This window comes from Nocardioides sp. Z40_12 (assembly GCF_058215795.1).
The window spans coordinates 83289-99322 of record NZ_JBZAJA010000008.1; the positions used below are offsets into that span (position 1 = coordinate 83289).

The following is a 16034-nucleotide window of genomic DNA, read 5'->3' on the forward strand; positions in this document are numbered from 1 at the left end:
AGACCAGGAGGGCCGTGGCCACCTCGATCCGTGCCGGCGACGTGCTCGCCGAGCGGTACCAGATGGTCGACCTGCTCAGCGAGACCGAGGGTGGGTGGTTCTGGTGCGCCCATGACGACGTCCTGCGTCGTCAGGTGGCGGTCCACCTCATCCCGGCCGACGACGAGCGTGCCGAGGCGCTGATGGCGGCCGCCCGGCGCTCGGCGGCCCTGATGGACCGGCGCAACCTCCGGGTGCTCGACGCCGACCAGGACGACGAGCACTGCTACGTGGTCAACGAGTGGGGCGTCGGCACCTCGCTGGACCGGACGCTGGCCGACGACGGCCCGCTCAACCCCCGCCGGGCCGCCTGGCTCGTCGCGGAGGTCGCCGACACCCTCGCGGTCGCCCACGCCACCGGCCGCTGCCACGGCCGGCTCCACCCCGAGAACATCCTGGTCGACGAGAACGGCCAGGTGCGGATCATCGGGTTCGGCGTCGACGCCGCCCTGCACGGCCTTCCCGCCGACCGCATGGAGGAGGACGTCCACAACCTGGGCGGGGTGCTCTACGCGGCGCTCACCGGGCGGTGGCCGGGGCCCGGGGAGTCCCCCGTCCCGGCGGCGCCCGTCGAGCACGGCCACCCGCTGCGCCCCCGCCAGGTCCGCGCCGGGATCCCGCGTGCCCTCGACCACCTCTGCGACGAGGTGCTCGGCCACCACGCGGCCGGCCGCAACGGGCACGGTCGCGGCACGGGGCTGGCCGGCATCGGTCACCGCTCGACCCACGACCTGCACACCGCCGCGGGCATCCGGGACGCCCTGGAGGAGTTCCTCGGCGACGAGGCCACCGGGGTCGGGGTGGTGCCCCCCGTGGCGCCCCTCACCGCCGCCGTGGTCACCGACCCCGCTGCCCCGGCGGTCGACCCCGATCCCGGGAGCGACGAGCTCCCCGCGCGCAAGGAGGGGCTCCGGCCCGCCACGACGCCCGGGACGCCGCTGACGCCCGGGAGCACCACGCCGCCCGAGCGCCCCGCCGCGGCGACCAGCGACGTCGACGGCATCCCCACCGAGGCCGGGATGCCGGTCTTCCACGACGACGAGGAGGTGGAGTGGCTCCGGGCGCGGGGCAACCGGCCCGCGCCGCCGCCCGCCTTCGAGGAGCCGGAGGTCCGGCCGCTCTTCGCCGCCGACCCCGAGGACGGCACCCCGATACGCCGCGCCCGGCCGCCGCGTCCGGCGCCCGTGGAGGGCGCCGAGTACTGGCCGTGGGACACCTCCACCGGGCACGGCGGCTCCGGCACCGGCAGCCACTCGGGCCTGGTGCCGGTGATCAGGCCCGAGCGCGTGCCCGGGCGCCGCTGGCTCCACCTGGCCTACCTGATCGGTCTCGCCGCCCTGGTGCTGCTCCTGGTGGTGGCGGCCTACCAGCTCGGCGGGGGCGGCGGGGGCGAAGAGGAGGACGACCCGCAGTCCCAGGGCTCCGGTCCGGCCACCAGCGAGCTGACGGCCTACACCGGGCTCTCCGCGACCGACTTCGACCCCGAGGGCAGCCTGCCCCAGGACGAGAACCCGGAGCTCACGCCGTACGCCGTCGACGGGGATCCCAACACCTCGTGGATCACCAGCAGCTACCGGCAGCAGTTCGGGCCCGGGGGCCTCAAGGACGGCGTCGGGCTGACCCTCGACCTCGGCGAGGCCAAGGGCGTCCGGCTGGTCGAGATCTCGGTGCGGGGCGGGCGGACGACCGCCGAGGTCTACCTCAGCGACGAGCCGCCCACCTCGGCCCCGGACTCCGAGCCGGTGGGGTCCGGCACCGGTGACGACACGATCGTGATCGAGCTCGACGAGGCCGTGCAGGCCAGGTACGTGACCGTCTGGCTCACCGCCATCCCCCCCGTCGACGCCGACTTCCGCGGCGAGATCCGCGAGATCGTGGTCAGCGGGTGATCCCGTCGCCGACCGACGCGGACCTGCTCGCTGCCCACGTCGCCGGCGACCCGGAGGCCTTCGGGCTCCTCTTCTCCCGGCACCGCGCCCGGCTCTGGGCGGTGGCGCTGCGGACCACCGGCAACCCCGAGGACGCCGCCGACGGCCTCCAGGACGCGATGGTCTCGGCCTTCCGTCGCGCCGGCTCGTTCCGCGGGGACGCGGCGGTCACCACCTGGCTGCACCGGGTGGTGGTCAACGCCTGCCTGGACCGGCTCCGGGCGGCCCGGGTGCGCGCCGCCGAGCCGCTCCCCGACGACCTCGACCAGCACGCCCGGGCCCTGGGCGCGCCCGGCGGTGACGCGTCGGCCGATCCCGCGCAGCGGGCCCTGGACGGCGAGCGGCGGGCGCGGATCGCCGAGGCGCTCGCCCGGCTGCCCCCCGAGCAGCGGGCCGCCCTGGTGCTGGTCGACATGGAGGGCTACCCGGTCGCGGAGGCGGCGCTGATCCTCGACTGCGCGCCCGGGACGGTCAAGTCGCGCTGCTCGCGGGGCCGTCGGCGGCTGGCCGAGCTCCTGGCCGACCTGCTGGACGCGACGGAGAGCGACCCTGCGAGCGGTGCGGGGAGCGGTGCGGGGAGCGGTGCGGGGAGCGGCGCGGCCGGCCGGGGGAACCGAACGGCGCCCCGGCACGTCCCACCCGAGCAGACGCGTGCGCCGCGCGACGAGGCGCGAGGGCCCCGGACCCGAGAGGCGGAGGGATGAGCGACCAGGAGGAGCAGGTACGCCGCCTGCTCGCCTCGGCGCGCGCCGAGGAGCCGCTGCCCCCCGAGGTCGCCTCCCGGCTGGACGACGTCCTCGCGGGGCTCGTCGCCGAGCGAGCGGACGCACAGGCGGAGGCGGAGGCGGAGCACGCCACGGTGACGCCGCTGCCCGCGGGTCGTCGCCACCGGCGGGCGGCCGGCTGGGCGCTCGCCGCCGCCGCGGCCGTGGTGGTCGGCGGCGTCACGGTCGGCCAGCTGGCCGGAGGCCTCCAGGACTCGCCGGAGGCCTCCGACGCCCAGGACTCGGCCGCCTCCCAGGAGGCGCCCCGGGTGCCGGGCGACGAGGACCAGCGGGGCGGGCAGCAGAGCCGCGGACCCCTCTTCGAGCCCGAGGCAGAACCCGGGACCGGACCCGGAGCGGCACCGGAGGCGGACCTGGGCGATGCCTCGAACCAGGACCCGCCGCGGCTGACGGCGGCCGCCCTGGAGCCCCAGCTCCTGGCGCTGCGAGCCTCGGATGCCGAGCCGCAGGCGCGACGGCGCCTGACCACCCGGAGCTGCTACCCGGAGACCGCGCGGCCCTCGGACAGCCTGTACCCGGTCCTCTACGAGGGCCGTCCGGCGGCGGTGGTCCTGCGGACCCCGGGCCCGGACGGCCAGCGGGCGCTGGTCCAGCTCTGCGGTGAGACGCGGCCCACCCGGTCGGTCCTGCTGCCCGCGACACCCTGACCACCGGCCGCTCGGCGCGGCCCGGACGCGGGACCTGCTCCGGGCCCGCTGACGGCTGACTCGGGGAACAAGGCTCACCTACGATCGGTTCTAGCAGTCGTCCGTCCACCGCCGAACCCGCAGGAGCGCCACGCAGCCATGAGCGACACCGCCGAGACCCGCACCCGCAACGTCATCATCATCGGCTCCGGCCCGTCCGGCTACACCGCGGCCGTGTACGCCGCCCGCGCCGCCCTCGAGCCGCTGGTCTTCGAGGGGTCGGTCACCGCCGGCGGGGCGCTGATGAACACCACCGAGGTGGAGAACTTCCCGGGCTTCCGCGACGGCATCATGGGGCCGGCGCTGATGGACGAGATGCGCGCCCAGGCCGAGCGCTTCGGCGCCGAGCTGATCGCCGACGACGTGGTCGAGGTCGACCTCACCGGTGACGTGAAGGTCGTGAAGACCGCCGAGGCGACGTACACCGCCCACGCGGTGATCCTGGCCACCGGCTCCGGCTACCGCAAGCTGGGCCTGCCCCGCGAGGAGGAGCTCTCCGGGCGCGGCGTGAGCTGGTGCGCCACCTGCGACGGCTTCTTCTTCCGCGACCAGGCGATCGCGGTGGTCGGCGGGGGCGACTCGGCCATCGAGGAGGCGACCTTCCTGACCCGGTTCGCCTCCAAGGTCTACCTGATCCACCGCCGCGACGAGCTCCGGGCCTCGAAGATCATGCAGGAGCGGGCGTTCGCCGACCCCAAGCTCGAGATCGTCTGGAACTCCGAGATTGCCGCCATCAACGGCGCCGAGCGCCTGGAGTCGGTGACGCTGCGCGACACCGTGACCGGCGACGAGCGGCCGCTGGAGGTCACCGGCCTCTTCATCGCCATCGGCCACGACCCGCGCTCGGAGCTGCTGTCCGGTCAGGTCGACCTCGACGAGGACGGCTACGTCCTGGTCAAGCACCCGTCGACGGCGACCAACCTGCCCGGCGTCTTCGCCGCCGGCGACCTGGTCGACCACCATTACCGGCAGGCCATCACCGCCGCCGGCACCGGCTGTGCGGCGGCGCTGGACGCCGAGCGGTACGTCGCCATGCTCGACTTCGCCGCTGCCACCGGTCCCTCCGACGAGGTCACCGGCGAGCTGGCCCAGGAGCTGGTCGACGAGGTCGAGGCCGCAAAGGTCTGATCCTCGACACCGTGGAGGGAACAATGTCTCCCCGCCACGGTGTTGACCCCCCAACGGACGCCACCACCGCCACCGGAAGGACCACCATGAGCAACATGACCGCCGTGACCGACGCCGACTTCGAGGCCACCGTGCTGAAGTCCGACAAGCCCGTCCTCGTGGACTTCTGGGCCGAGTGGTGCGGCCCGTGCCGCCAGGTGGCGCCCATCCTCGACGAGATCGCCGGCAGCCACGGCGACAAGATCACCTTCGTCAAGATGAACGTCGACGAGAACCCCGTCACCCCGGCCTCCTACAAGGTGACCGGCATCCCGACGATCAACGTCTACCAGAACGGCGAGGTCGTGAAGACCATCGTCGGGGCGCGGCCGAAGGCCGCGATCCTCAAGGAGCTCCAGGACCTGATCTGATGCTCCGCCCCTGCTGAGGCTTCAGCGCCGGGCGCACAGCACCCACGAGGCGCTCCAGGGCCTGCTCGACGTCGCTCATCCAGGCGCGAGTTGTCCGGAGCTCCATCCGCATCCGCGGCGTGGTGCTGTGCGCCCGTTGCGTCTTGAAGCCCACGGCACCCAGGAAGGCGGCCGGCAGCACGCAGTCCCGGGCCTGCCCCCGGGGCCCCAGCCCTCGGGTGTCGCCGAAGGCCTCCAGGGCCGCGAAGCCGCGGGGCACCAGGTCCCGGGCCGTCCCCTGGACCAGCATCCGGCCCACCCCGCCCCCGCGGTACTGGGGCGCGACCCACAGCTGGGCCAGCAGCACCGCGTCCGGGCTGGGCGGCGCGGTGGCGAGGTCCAGGGCCCCGGGCAGGTAGGCGGGCGGCGCGTAGAGCGCCACGCCGGCCACCTCGTCGTCGAAGAGGACGACCCGCCCGCACGACCCCCACTCGCGCAGCACCTCCGAGACCCAGGCCTCCAGCTCGGCGGCACGCTCCTGCGGCGCCACCCTGGCCTTCGCGACCGGGTCGAGCTGCCAGCGCAGGCAGGTCCGCGGGTGGGGGTCGAGCAGCGTCAGGTGGTCGAGCGTCAGACGCACCACCTTGCGTGACATCGCCGACCTCCATGACTCCCGAACGCCTCGTCACACTGATATCCCCATGCTAGGACGGACCGCCGCCTGAGAGGATGCCCTCGTGCGCCCGATCAGACAGAGCAAGAAGCTGCAGAACGTCCGCTACGACGTCCGGGGACCCATCCTGGTGGAGGCCCAGCGGCTGGAGGCCGAGGGACACCGGATCCTGAAGCTCAACATCGGCAACACGGCGCCGTTCGGCTTCGAGGCGCCCGAGGCGATCGTCGCCGACATCGTGCACCACCTGCCGGAGTCCCAGGGCTACAGCGACTCCCGGGGCATCTACTCCGCGCGCACGGCGGTGATGAACTACTACCAGTCCCACGGGTTGCGCGACGTCCGGGTGGACGACGTCTTCATCGGCAACGGCGTCTCCGAGCTGATCTCGATGGTGCTGCAGGCCTTCGTGGACGACGGCAACGAGATCCTGGTGCCGGCGCCCGACTACCCGTTGTGGACCGGGGCCGTCACCCTCGCCGGCGGGACGCCGGTGCACTACCGCTGCGACGAGGAGAACGGGTGGAACCCCGACCTCGCCGACATCGAGGCCAAGATCACCGAGAACACGTTCGGACTGGTGGTGATCAACCCCAACAACCCCACCGGCGCGGTCTACAGCGAGGAGACCGTCAAGGGGCTGGTCGACATCGCCCGGCGGCACGAGCTGGTGATCTTCTCCGACGAGATCTACGAGAAGATCCTCTTCGAGGACGCGGTGCACCACCACACCGCCACCTTCGCCGGCAACGACGTCCTCACGCTCACCTTCAGCGGGCTCTCCAAGGCCTACCGGGTCTGCGGGTACCGCGCCGGGTGGCTGATGATCTCCGGGCCCAAGGAGCTCGCCGCCGACTTCCTCGAGGGCCTGACCCTGATCGCCAACATGCGGATGTGCGCCAACGTGCCGGCCCAGCACGCCATCCAGACGGCCCTGGGGGGCTACCAGTCCATCGAGGAGCTGATCGGCCCGGGAGGGCGCTTCTACGAGCAGTCGATGCTGGCGCACCGGCTGCTCAACGAGATCCCGGGGGTGAGCAACGTCAAGCCCCGCGGCGCCCTCTACTGCTTCCCGCGGCTGGACCCGGAGGTCTACCGGATCGAGGACGACCAGCAGTTCGTCATCGACCTGCTGCGGGCCAAGAAGATCCTGGTCACCCACGGCACCGGTTTCAACTGGTTCGAGCCCGACCACTTCCGGCTGGTGACGCTGCCGGACGCCGAGATCCTGGAGGAGGCGATCGGGCGCATCGCCGACTTCCTGGCGACCCGCCGCTGAACCCCCTGCTCTAGGCTGCGCTGGCACCGTCCACGACACCAGGAGCACCACCCATGCGGGACATCACCTATCCGGCGATCATCAAGACCTGCCTGGCCGGCTTCCGCCTGCTCGGGCAGAAGTTCGACGTCCAGGGCACCGAGCACATCCCGGCCGAGGGCGGGGCGCTGCTGGCGTTCAACCACGTGGGCTACCTCGACTTCATCTACGGCGGTCTCGCCTCCCACCTCGCCGGTGGCCGCCTGGTCCGGTTCATGGCCAAGAAGGAGGTCTTCGACAACCCGGTCGGGGGCCCGGTGATGCGGTCGATGCACCACATCCCGGTCGACCGCGGCGACGGCATCGCGTCGTTCCACAGCGCCGTGGAGTACCTGCGTGCCGGTGAGTTCGTCGGCATCTTCCCCGAGGCGACCATCTCCCGCGCCATGGAGCTGAAGGGCTTCAAGAACGGCGCCGTCCGGATCGCGGCGGAAGCAGGGGTGCCGGTGGTGCCGGTGGTCCTGTTCGGCACGCAGCGGCTCTTCACCAAGGACCACCCCAAGGACTTCTCCCGCGGCAAGACCATCGCGATCACCGTCGGCGAGCCGCTGTGGCCCACCGGCGAGGACCCCACGGCCGAGACCGAGGAGCTGCGCTCCCGGATGTCGGCCATGCTGGACGAGACGATCGCCCGGTACCCCGCCGAGGAGCGCCCCCCGGGTGCCTGGTGGGTCCCCGCCCGGCACGGCGGCTCGGCCCCCTCCCTGGAGAGGGCTGCGGAGATGGATGCCGAGGAACTTCGGGCCCGGGCCAAGCGCAAGGCGGCCAAGGCGGCGGAGCGGCACGCTTCCCGCTCGTCCTGACCCCCCTGAACAGCCAACAAGGCCATATGTCGACATATCGACATATGGCCTTGTTGCTTTATCGGTGAGTTTCAGGTCTCCGTGGACCGGCTGCCGGGGTCCATCACGTCGACGATGCGACGCAGATCGTCCATCGAGGCGAACTCGACGGTGATCTTGCCCTTGGACTTGCCCAGGTCGACCTTGACCCGCGTCTCGAAACGGTCGGAGAGACGGTCGGCCAGGTCCACCAGTCCCGGCGCGGTGGGTCGGGAGCGTCGCGCCGGGCGTGGCGACTTCCCGTGGTCGCCGAGGGAGACGATCTCCTCGAGGGCACGGACGCTGATGCCCTCCGCAACCACGCGCTGGGCCAGCCTGTCCTGCAGGTCGCCGTCCTCGACCGCCAGGAGCGCCCGGGCGTGGCCCGCGCTCAGCACACCGGCCGCGACCCGGCGCTGGACGGCCGGGCTCAGCTTGAGCAGCCGCAGCGTGTTGGAGATCTGGGGGCGCGACCGGCCGATCCGCTGCGCGAGCTCCTCGTGCGTACACCCGAAGTCCTCCAGCAGCTGGCCGTAGGCCGCCGCCTCCTCCAGAGGGTTGAGCTGGGAGCGGTGCAGGTTCTCCAGGAGGGCGTCCCGCAGCATGTCGGCGTCGTCGGTCTCCCGGACGATCGCCGGGATCAGCTCCAGGCCCGCCTCCTGGGAGGCCCGCCAACGGCGCTCGCCCATGATCAGCTCGAAGCCGCCGGCCTCCGACGGCCTCACGACCACCGGTTGCAGGAGGCCCACCTCGCGGATGGAGTGCACCAGCTCGGCCAGCGCCTCCTCCTCGAAGACCTGACGCGGCTGGCGAGCGTTGGGCCGCACCTCGGCAATGGGGATCTCGCGGAAGTACGCGCCGGCGACCACGTCGCCCGTCTGGTCGCTGCGCCCGGCTGCGTGGCCGTCCGCCGGGCCGCGGCGGTGAGCGTACCGCTGGTCGGTGGCGTCGGTGCCGGGCGAGGCACCGGGACCCTCCGCAGCCCTCGGCGCACCATCGGCCCGCGGGTCCAGCAAGCCGGGTCCCGCTCCAGCACCTCCCTGTCCGCCGGCGCCGGCCGACGGGGTCTCTCGGGGATCGCTGTCGGCCGGAGCGGTCGGGATCAGCGCGCCCAGGCCTCGACCCAGCCCACGTCGCTGAGGCTTCGGGCTGTTGCTCATGGGGTGGGTGCTCCCTTGCTCGCGATCTCCCGGGCGGCCTCCAGGTAGCACAACGCACCTGGGGAACCCGGATCGTAGGTCATCACCGTCTGACCGTAGGACGGCGCCTCCGAGACGCGCACCGACCGGGGCACCATCGTCTTGAGCACCGTGTCCCCGAAGTGCTCACGCACCTCACCGGCCACACCGGCCGCGAGCCGGGTGCGGGCGTCGTACATGGTGAGCAGGATCGTCGAGACCGCCAGGTCGGGGTTGAGGTGCTTGCGCACCATCTCCACGGTCTCGAGGAGTTGGCCGAGGCCCTCCAGGGCGTAGTACTCGGCCTGGATCGGGATCATCATCTCGTCGCCGGCGACCAGGGCGTTGAGGGTGAGCAGTCCGAGCGAGGGCGGGCAGTCCACGAAGACGTAGTCGAACCGGTCGTCCCCGACCTCCGCGGCGTGCCCGACCCAGGGGTGCCCGTGGATCGCCTTGCGCAACCTGTTCTCCCGGGCCACCACGCTGACCAGCTCGATCTCCGCCCCGGCGAGGTCGATCGTCGCCGGCACGACCCACAGGTTGGCGAGGTCGGGGCAGGTGGTGACCACGTCCAGCATCGGCACCGTGTCGACGAGCATGTCGTAGGTGGACGGAACACCGCGGCGGTGCTCCACGTTGAGGGCCGTCGAGGCGTTCCCTTGGGGGTCCAGGTCGATCACCAGGACCCGCTGGCCCAGCTGGGCCAGCGCGGCGGCCAGGTTGACCGTGCTCGTGGTCTTGCCCACACCGCCCTTCTGGTTGGCCACCACCATCACCCGGGTGCTCTCGGGCCGGGTGGGACCCGAGCGGCCCAGGGCCCCGCGACGTGCCAGCACCACGTTCTCGGCCGCTCGGGCCAGGGGGGTGCTGTTGTCGTAGGTGCTCTGGGCACGGTCGGCGATCTGACCGGCGGTTCGGGGGGTCGAAGCCCGTGAGGCGTCGGCGGCTGGTCGGGAGGCAGAGGCCCGCGCGGCCTCCTCCGTGGGACGGTCCACCGTCGGCCGGTCGCCGACCCAGGCGGGCGTCGGCGGCGCCTCGGGACGCGGGGTGACGCTGCCGAGGACGTCCACGAGATGTCCGGAGGCGGGGGCCCGTAACCCGGCGCCGTCCGTCTCGCTCGCGTTCACCGAGGTGCCGGTTTCACGTGAAACAGGATCACCGACCCTGGGTGTTTCACGTGAAACACCGGCCGAGTCGCCGATTTCCCCAATTCCCACAGGACCTGTGGAGAAACCACCAGCCTGTGGATAACCGGTGGATAACGAGCCTGTTCCACGCTCAGCGGGCAGTGACGCGTCGGTGGAAAACTTGCCGTCGCCGGAGGCGGACCCTCGTTCATCTGTGGTCACGTGGTCGACCCCTTCACATCTTCACCGCTCAATGTTCTGACACACCGCGACCCATGGGGACCGCGGCCGCACGCCCATACCGGGCCGCTGTCCTATCTGACGACCCGAGCCGCCGCAGCGCTCCATCAAGGTGGACCACGAGGGACTGGCCCCCGCACTCCGCCCCTCCTACGTGCGTCGAGCTCGGGAATTCTTCTTGCCCCCCGCACGACCGGGACCACGGTCCTGGCTGCGTCGGGTGCCGACCAAAGGTAGCGCTCCCGGATCCGAGCGGGAAACCCGCAGGGCGAACGTCGGGACCTCTGCCTCGGCACCGCCCAGGACCACGATCTCCGGGGTGCCGCAGCGATGACGGCGCAGGTCCTTGCCGGCGTGCGCCACCTCGTCCTCCACCGACGATCCCTTCAGCGCCACCATGGCGCCTCCCGCGTCGACCAGCGGCATCGACCAGTCCAGCAGGCGCGGCAGCGGCGCCACCGCCCGAGAGGTCACCACGTCGAAGAGACGCTCCCCGTGCAGTGCCTCGGCACGGCCGCGCACCACTTCCACGTTGTCGAGCCCGAGATCCTCGCGGACCTCCTCCAGGAAGACGGTCCTCCGCAGCAGCGGCTCCACCAGCGTCACCGACAGGTCGGGTCGCACGATCGCCAGCACCATCCCCGGCAACCCCGCCCCCGAGCCGAGGTCGCAGACGCTCGCCTGCGGCGGCATCAGGTCGGCCAGCCAGGCGCAGTTGAGGATGTGACGCTCCCACAGCCGCGGAACCTCGCGGGGACCGATCAGGCCCCGCACCACCCCGTCCCCGGCCAACCACTCGGCATACCGGACGAGCAGCGGCAGCCGGTCGGAACCGACAACCCCCCTGACCGCCTCGGGAGGAGGGGAGAGGGGGGCCGGGGTCACGGACCCGTCCGTGGTTCCACGTGAAACGTCGTCGTTCACTTCGGCAGGATGACCACGTGGCGTCGGGGCTCGGCGCCCTCGGACTCGGACACCAGGCCAGCGGCCTTGACGGCGTCATGCACGACCTTGCGCTCGAAGGACGACATCGGCTCCAGCTCGATCGCCACTCCCGACTCGCGCACCTGGGCGATGAGACCCTCGGCCAGAGCGATCAGGTCCCGGCGCTTCTGCTCGCGGTATCCGGAGATGTCGAGCATCAGGCGCGACCGCTCGCCGGTCTCCCGGTAGACGGCCAGGCGGGTGAGCTCCTGGAGTGCCTCGAGCACCTCACCGTCGCGGCCCACCAGCATCGAGAGGTCGGCCCCCACGATCGAGACGGACGCCCGGTCCACCTCGACGTCCATGTCGAGATCCCCGTCGAGATCGGCGATGTCGAGGAGCTCCTCGAGGTAGTCGGCCGCGATGTCGCCCTCCTGCTCCAGGCGCTCGACCTTGCCGGGCCGGCCGGCTGCCGACTCCTGGGCGTCCGGCTCGTCGCCGTGCACGTCGTTCTCGGTCTCGGTCACGCGATTCTCCCTGCGTCGTGATGGGTTTGGCGGTCGAACCGCCGACAGTCGTGGGTCAGCGCTTCTTGCGCTTGGAGCGGCTCTGGCGCTTCGGCTGCGGGCGCGGTCCGCGCGGGGCCTCCGGCTCCTCGATCGCCACCGCGCCCGGCTCCTCGCCCGGCATCGGCAGACCCTTCTTGGCCGCCTTGGCCTTGTCGCGCTCCTGCTTCGCGGTGAAGGCCGGCGTGCCCGGAGCCGGGTTGTTGCGGATGACGTAGAACTGCTGGCCCATGGTCCACAGGTTCGAGGTGGTCCAGTACATGAGCACCCCGATCGGGAAGGCCACACCGCCAACCGCGAAGACGACCGGCAGCACGATCAGCAGCATCTTCTGCTGCTGGGCGTACGGCCCGCTCAACGCGTCGGCGGGCATGTTCTTGCTCATCAGCTGACGCTGGGTAAGGAACGTGGTGGCGGTCATCGCCAGCACGAGGGCCGCGGCGAAGGCCACGACCACCCACTCGTTGCCCCACGCCTCGGTGAGCCGGCTCGAGATCGGGACGATGCCCCACAGCTCGGCCTGACCGAAGTCCTCGGCCAGCTTCTCGGTCATCACCCCGCGCGCCCTGCCGTTGGCGGCGTTGTCGATCAGCCGGAAGAGCGCGAAGAAGATCGGCATCTGCAGCAGGATCGGCAGGCAGGAGGCGAACGGGTTGGTGCCGGCCTCCTTGTAGAGCGCCATCGTCTCCTGGGCCAGCCGCTCCCGGTCGTGGCCGTACTTCTTCTGCAGCTCCTTGACCTTGGGCTGGATGAGCTGCATGTTGCGGCTCGACTTGATCTGCTTGACGAACAGCGGGATCAGCGCGGCGCGGATGACCAGGGTGAGCCCGACGATGGAGAGGGCCCACGACGCACCGCCCTGCGGGTCGAACACCCGCCCCAGCACGTTGTGGAAGCCGACCATCACCACGGAGATGACGTAGTAGAGCGGCGTCATGATGGCGCTGCCGATGGCTCCGAAGAAGTCGAGCACTCAAGCTCCTCGAGTAGGGGGTGAGGCGGCCCCGGCGTGGGACGGGGTGTCGCGGGGAGGAACGGGGTCGTAGCCCCCAGGGGACCACGGGTGGCAGCGGGCGAGCCGCCGGACGGCGAGCCAGCTGCCCTTGACGGCGCCGTACCGGGTGACCGCCTCGAGGGCGTAGGCCGAGCAGGTCGGGTGGTACCGGCAGACCTGACCGTAGAGCGGACTGATGACCGCGCGATAGAGCCGGAGCAGACCGATCAACAGGTACTTCACCGGGTGCGCCTCACGCGATCAGGCTCCCTCGCCGGGCCCGCGGGTCCGCACCGGAACCTCCAGCACCCGACCGAGACACCGGTCGAGGTCCGCGGCCAGGCGCCCGGAGGCCGCCGACGCGGAGTCGGGAAGCGCACGGACCACGAGCACGCCACGACCCGGGAGCTCCCTGAGGTGCTCCCGGGTCAGGTGGCGTAGTCGCCTCTTCACGCGGTTGCGAACCACGGCGTTGCCCACCGCCTTGCTCACCACGAACCCGATCTGGACCGGTCCGGTGCCGCCGTCGTGCCAGTGCACGACCAGGGTCCCGGACCCGGCCCGCCGGCCGCCCCGCACCGCCTGCCGGAATCCGGCCTCGCGGGTGAGGCGAGCGGATCTCGGCAGCATGCGGTGCTCGACGTCTGGACGGGTCCGCGTGGGCCCGGCGTCAGACAGCCAGGCTGTTGCGACCCTTGCGGCGCCGCGCCGACAGGATGGCGCGGCCGGCACGGGTGCGCATCCGCAGGCGGAAACCGTGCACCTTGTGGCGGCGACGGTTGTTGGGCTGGTAGGTGCGCTTGCTCACGAGCTCTCTCCGATGTGTCTCTGCGGGTGTCCACTCCGGCGGGGGTTCGGTGCGCCAAGCTTCGGCTGGCACCGCCTCCCCACGGCACACGCCGATGGTCTGGGCGTGAATATCCGTGGACATGCGGCACCGGTCGACCACGAGCGGACGTCGGGTGACCTGCCAACGGTACGCGGAGCGGAGAACCAGGGTCAAACCCACGCGACCCGGCCCCCGGTGCGGCTCGTCCAGGCCTGTGGATGACGGCTTGCCCAGGCGCGGGCCACGTTGTTACTTTTCACCACGTCCCGCGATCTCTCCACGCTCCTCCCCTTCCTCGCGGCGCCGGCGCTGCACAGCTCAGAAGACGGATCAAAACCGCGTCTGACCTGCGAGAACAGCAGGTGCGTCTCCTGTTCGGCGGAGGTCGGGACAGGGAGCGATCATCCAAATGGGGCAAGATGCACACCTGTGGATAACCTTGTGGACCGATGACCTGTCCCGCCACCTCGCGGAGCGCGGCAGACCTCCGTCCACAAGGACGATCCAGCAGCCGGGCAACAAGGGAGAGACGTGGAGAACGAGCCGGTCGACCTGACCACCGTGTGGCGCAGCGTGGTGGACCAGCTGCAGCCCAACCAGCGGGCCTGGCTGCGCGCCAGCGAGCCGGTGACCCTGCACGAGAGCACCGCCATCATCGCGGTGCCCAACGACTTCACCCGCGGTCAGCTGGAGGGCCGGCTGCGCGCGCAGCTCGAGGACTCCCTCAGCGTCCGCTTCCACCGCGAGATCCGGATCGCGGTGACGGTCAACCCGGCCCTGGAGGACCAGGCACTCCCGGTCGCCCCGGATGAGCCGACAAAGCAACAAGACGATATGTCGACAAATGTCTGGGACCGGGACGTCAGCGGGCTGGCGGAGTCCCCCGCCTACTCCGACCACCGCCCCGACCACCGCCCGGGTCAGACCCTGGGCGAGAGCCTCGGCCACAGCCCCGAGCCCCTCCGCCCCGGCCTGGGCGCGACCTCCGGCGGGCCCGGCTTCCACTCCTCGGTCCACCCGAGCGCCCCCAGCTCGCTGGAGACCCGGCTCAACCCGAAGTACACCTTCGAGACCTTCGTCATCGGCTCCTCCAACCGCTTCCCGCACGCCGCGGCGGTCGCGGTGGCCGAGGCGCCCGGCAAGGCCTACAACCCGCTCCTGGTCTACGGGGAGTCCGGGCTGGGCAAGACCCACCTGCTGCACGCGATCGGCCACTACGTGCGCTCGCTCTACTCCGGCGCCAAGGTGCGCTACGTCTCGTCGGAGGAGTTCACCAACGAGTTCATCAACGCGATCCGCGACGACCGCCAGGACCGGTTCAAGCGCCGTTACCGCGACGTCGACGTCCTGCTGATCGACGACATCCAGTTCCTCGAGGGCAAGACCCAGACGCAGGAGGAGTTCTTCCACACCTTCAACACCCTGCACAACGCCAACAAGCAGATCGTGCTCACCTCCGACCGCCCGCCCAAGCTCCTCGAGGCACTCGAGGACCGCCTGCGCAACCGGTTCGAGTGGGGCCTGATCACCGACGTCCAGGCCCCCGACCTCGAGACGCGCATCGCGATCCTGCGCAAGAAGGCCGCGATGGACCGGCTCACCGCACCCCCCGACGTGCTGGAGTTCATCGCCTCCAAGATCCAGACCAACATCCGCGAGCTCGAGGGGGCGCTGATCCGGGTCACCGCCTTCGCCAACCTCAACCGGCAGGAGGTCGACATGAGCCTCGCGGAGATCGTGCTGAAGGACCTGATCCCCGAGGGCGGCGAGCCGGAGATCACCTCGCCGTTGATCATCGCCCAGACCGCTGCCTACTTCGGGGTGAGCATCGACGACCTGTGCGGCCCCAGCCGAGGGCGCCACCTGGTGCTCGCCCGCCAGATCTCGATGTACCTGTGCCGGGAGCTGACCAGCATGTCGCTGCCCCAGATCGGCCGGGAGTTCGGCCGCGACCACACCACCGTGATGTACGCCGACCGGAAGATCAACCAGCTCCTCGCCGAGCGCCGGGCGGTCTTCAACCAGGTCAGCGAGCTCACCAACCGGATCAAGATGCAGGCGCGTCAGGGCTGATCCCCCACGAGCCGACCGCGACGCCGGCCTCCCCTGTGTAATTCCTGTGCTCCCGGACCCCTTCTCCTCCACAGCCCTGTGCACCCCTGCACGGGACCGGAGGACGAACTCCGGCTCGCTCACACGACGCAGCAGGGGTGCACAGGCCGTGCACAGGCCACGCACACAGGCCCGCGGCGTGCTGACCTGCACCGATCGAGGTTCTCCACAGTTTCCCCAACCCCTATGACGACTACTCACCTCTCCATTGACCAGTTCTCATCAACAACCATCCGGACCGATTCCTGGGGACAACCGCCTCGAGAGCCCCCAACCGGAGCACCTCGATGAGCCGGC

Annotated in this window: 17 protein-coding genes; 8 read left to right on the plus strand and 9 right to left on the minus strand. The window is 71.4% G+C overall.

Features of this window, described 5'->3' with window-relative positions; genetic code table 11:
* Positions 1-14: 14 nt before the first annotated feature.
* The 5 genes from AC4BG9_RS15315 (at position 15) to trxA (ending at position 4976) form a co-directional block, all read left to right on the plus strand.
* A complete protein-coding gene (locus tag AC4BG9_RS15315) occupies positions 15-1928 on the plus strand; it encodes a protein kinase family protein (RefSeq protein ID WP_490571980.1) in 1914 nt (637 codons plus the stop codon).
* Positions 1925-2671 carry an RNA polymerase sigma factor SigM gene (gene sigM / locus AC4BG9_RS15320; RefSeq protein WP_490571981.1) on the plus strand — a complete coding sequence of 249 codons (747 nt, stop codon included), beginning with the start codon at positions 1925-1927 and terminating at the stop codon, positions 2669-2671. The genes AC4BG9_RS15315 and sigM overlap by 4 nt, the downstream gene beginning before the upstream one ends.
* A complete protein-coding gene (locus AC4BG9_RS15325; protein WP_490571982.1) occupies positions 2668-3399 on the plus strand; it encodes a hypothetical protein in 732 nt (243 codons plus the stop codon). The genes sigM and AC4BG9_RS15325 overlap by 4 nt, the downstream gene beginning before the upstream one ends.
* A 138-nt stretch (positions 3400-3537) precedes the next feature.
* A complete protein-coding gene (gene trxB, locus AC4BG9_RS15330; protein WP_490571983.1) occupies positions 3538-4566 on the plus strand; it encodes a thioredoxin-disulfide reductase in 1029 nt (342 codons plus the stop codon).
* 86 nt (positions 4567-4652) lie between these two features.
* Positions 4653-4976 carry a thioredoxin gene (gene trxA / locus AC4BG9_RS15335; protein WP_489965494.1) on the plus strand — a complete coding sequence of 108 codons (324 nt, stop codon included), beginning with the start codon at positions 4653-4655 and terminating at the stop codon, positions 4974-4976.
* Here trxA and AC4BG9_RS15340 read toward each other — a convergent pair.
* Positions 4951-5610 carry a GNAT family N-acetyltransferase gene (locus AC4BG9_RS15340; protein WP_490571984.1) on the minus strand — a complete coding sequence of 220 codons (660 nt, stop codon included), beginning with the start codon at positions 5608-5610 and terminating at the stop codon, positions 4951-4953. The genes trxA and AC4BG9_RS15340 overlap by 26 nt on opposite strands.
* 82 nt (positions 5611-5692) lie before the next feature.
* Between AC4BG9_RS15340 and AC4BG9_RS15345 the strand changes: the two genes are divergently transcribed.
* Both AC4BG9_RS15345 and AC4BG9_RS15350 read left to right on the plus strand, forming a co-directional pair.
* Entirely contained in the window at positions 5693-6907 is a 1215-nt protein-coding gene (locus tag AC4BG9_RS15345; RefSeq protein WP_490571985.1) for a pyridoxal phosphate-dependent aminotransferase, read from the plus strand.
* A 53-nt stretch (positions 6908-6960) separates the two neighbouring features.
* Positions 6961-7749 (plus strand): lysophospholipid acyltransferase family protein, encoded by a 789-nt coding sequence (locus tag AC4BG9_RS15350; RefSeq protein WP_490571986.1) that lies wholly within the window; start codon positions 6961-6963, stop codon positions 7747-7749.
* A gap of 71 nt (positions 7750-7820) precedes the next feature.
* Here the strand turns inward: AC4BG9_RS15350 and AC4BG9_RS15355 are convergent, their stop codons facing one another.
* The 8 genes from AC4BG9_RS15355 to rpmH all read right to left on the minus strand — a co-directional run bounded on the left by AC4BG9_RS15355 (position 7821) and on the right by rpmH (position 13604).
* A complete protein-coding gene (locus AC4BG9_RS15355) occupies positions 7821-8783 on the minus strand; it encodes a ParB/RepB/Spo0J family partition protein (protein ID WP_490571987.1) in 963 nt (320 codons plus the stop codon).
* A gap of 140 nt (positions 8784-8923) precedes the next feature.
* Positions 8924-10015, minus strand: coding sequence for a ParA family protein (locus AC4BG9_RS15360; protein WP_490571988.1), 1092 nt, complete (start codon positions 10013-10015; stop codon positions 8924-8926).
* 447 nt (positions 10016-10462) lie between these two features.
* Positions 10463-11197, minus strand: a complete 735-nt coding sequence (rsmG, locus tag AC4BG9_RS15365; protein ID WP_490571989.1) for a 16S rRNA (guanine(527)-N(7))-methyltransferase RsmG — start codon at positions 11195-11197, stop codon at positions 10463-10465.
* Between the two features lie 35 nt (positions 11198-11232).
* Positions 11233-11763 carry a Jag family protein gene (locus tag AC4BG9_RS15370; RefSeq protein WP_490571990.1) on the minus strand — a complete coding sequence of 177 codons (531 nt, stop codon included), beginning with the start codon at positions 11761-11763 and terminating at the stop codon, positions 11233-11235.
* Between the two features lie 55 nt (positions 11764-11818).
* Positions 11819-12739: a membrane protein insertase YidC gene (gene yidC / locus AC4BG9_RS15375; protein WP_490572107.1), complete on the minus strand. Its 921-nt coding sequence runs from the start codon at positions 12737-12739 to the stop codon at positions 11819-11821.
* Positions 12740-12775: 36 nt separating this feature from the next.
* Complete coding sequence (yidD, locus tag AC4BG9_RS15380) at positions 12776-13039, minus strand: membrane protein insertion efficiency factor YidD (RefSeq protein WP_490571991.1); 264 nt, start codon at positions 13037-13039, stop codon at positions 12776-12778.
* An 18-nt stretch (positions 13040-13057) separates the two neighbouring features.
* On the minus strand, positions 13058-13426 hold the full coding sequence (gene rnpA, locus AC4BG9_RS15385) for a ribonuclease P protein component (protein WP_490571992.1): 369 nt from the start codon (positions 13424-13426) through the stop codon (positions 13058-13060).
* 40 nt (positions 13427-13466) lie between these two features.
* Positions 13467-13604, minus strand: a complete 138-nt coding sequence (gene rpmH / locus AC4BG9_RS15390; protein WP_110180841.1) for a 50S ribosomal protein L34 — start codon at positions 13602-13604, stop codon at positions 13467-13469.
* Positions 13605-14156: 552 nt separating this feature from the next.
* Here rpmH and dnaA point away from each other — a divergent pair.
* Entirely contained in the window at positions 14157-15698 is a 1542-nt protein-coding gene (dnaA, locus tag AC4BG9_RS15395; RefSeq protein ID WP_490571993.1) for a chromosomal replication initiator protein DnaA, read from the plus strand.
* Positions 15699-16034 lie beyond the last annotated feature (336 nt).

What these genes read in the sequence shown, in the direction of transcription:
- AC4BG9_RS15325 (WP_490571982.1), top strand. Translation starts at nt 2,668, where the DNA reads ATGAGCGACCAGGAGGAGCAGGTACGCCGCCTGCTCGCCTCGGCGCGC.
- trxB (WP_490571983.1), top strand. Translation starts at nt 3,538, where the DNA reads ATGAGCGACACCGCCGAGACCCGCACCCGCAACGTCATCATCATCGGC.
- trxA (WP_489965494.1), top strand. Translation starts at nt 4,653, where the DNA reads ATGAGCAACATGACCGCCGTGACCGACGCCGACTTCGAGGCCACCGTG.
- AC4BG9_RS15340 (WP_490571984.1), bottom strand. Translation starts at nt 5,610, where the DNA reads ATGTCACGCAAGGTGGTGCGTCTGACGCTCGACCACCTGACGCTGCTC.
- AC4BG9_RS15350 (WP_490571986.1), top strand. Translation starts at nt 6,961, where the DNA reads ATGCGGGACATCACCTATCCGGCGATCATCAAGACCTGCCTGGCCGGC.
- yidC (WP_490572107.1), bottom strand. Translation starts at nt 12,739, where the DNA reads ATGACGCCGCTCTACTACGTCATCTCCGTGGTGATGGTCGGCTTCCAC.
- rnpA (WP_490571992.1), bottom strand. Translation starts at nt 13,426, where the DNA reads ATGCTGCCGAGATCCGCTCGCCTCACCCGCGAGGCCGGATTCCGGCAG.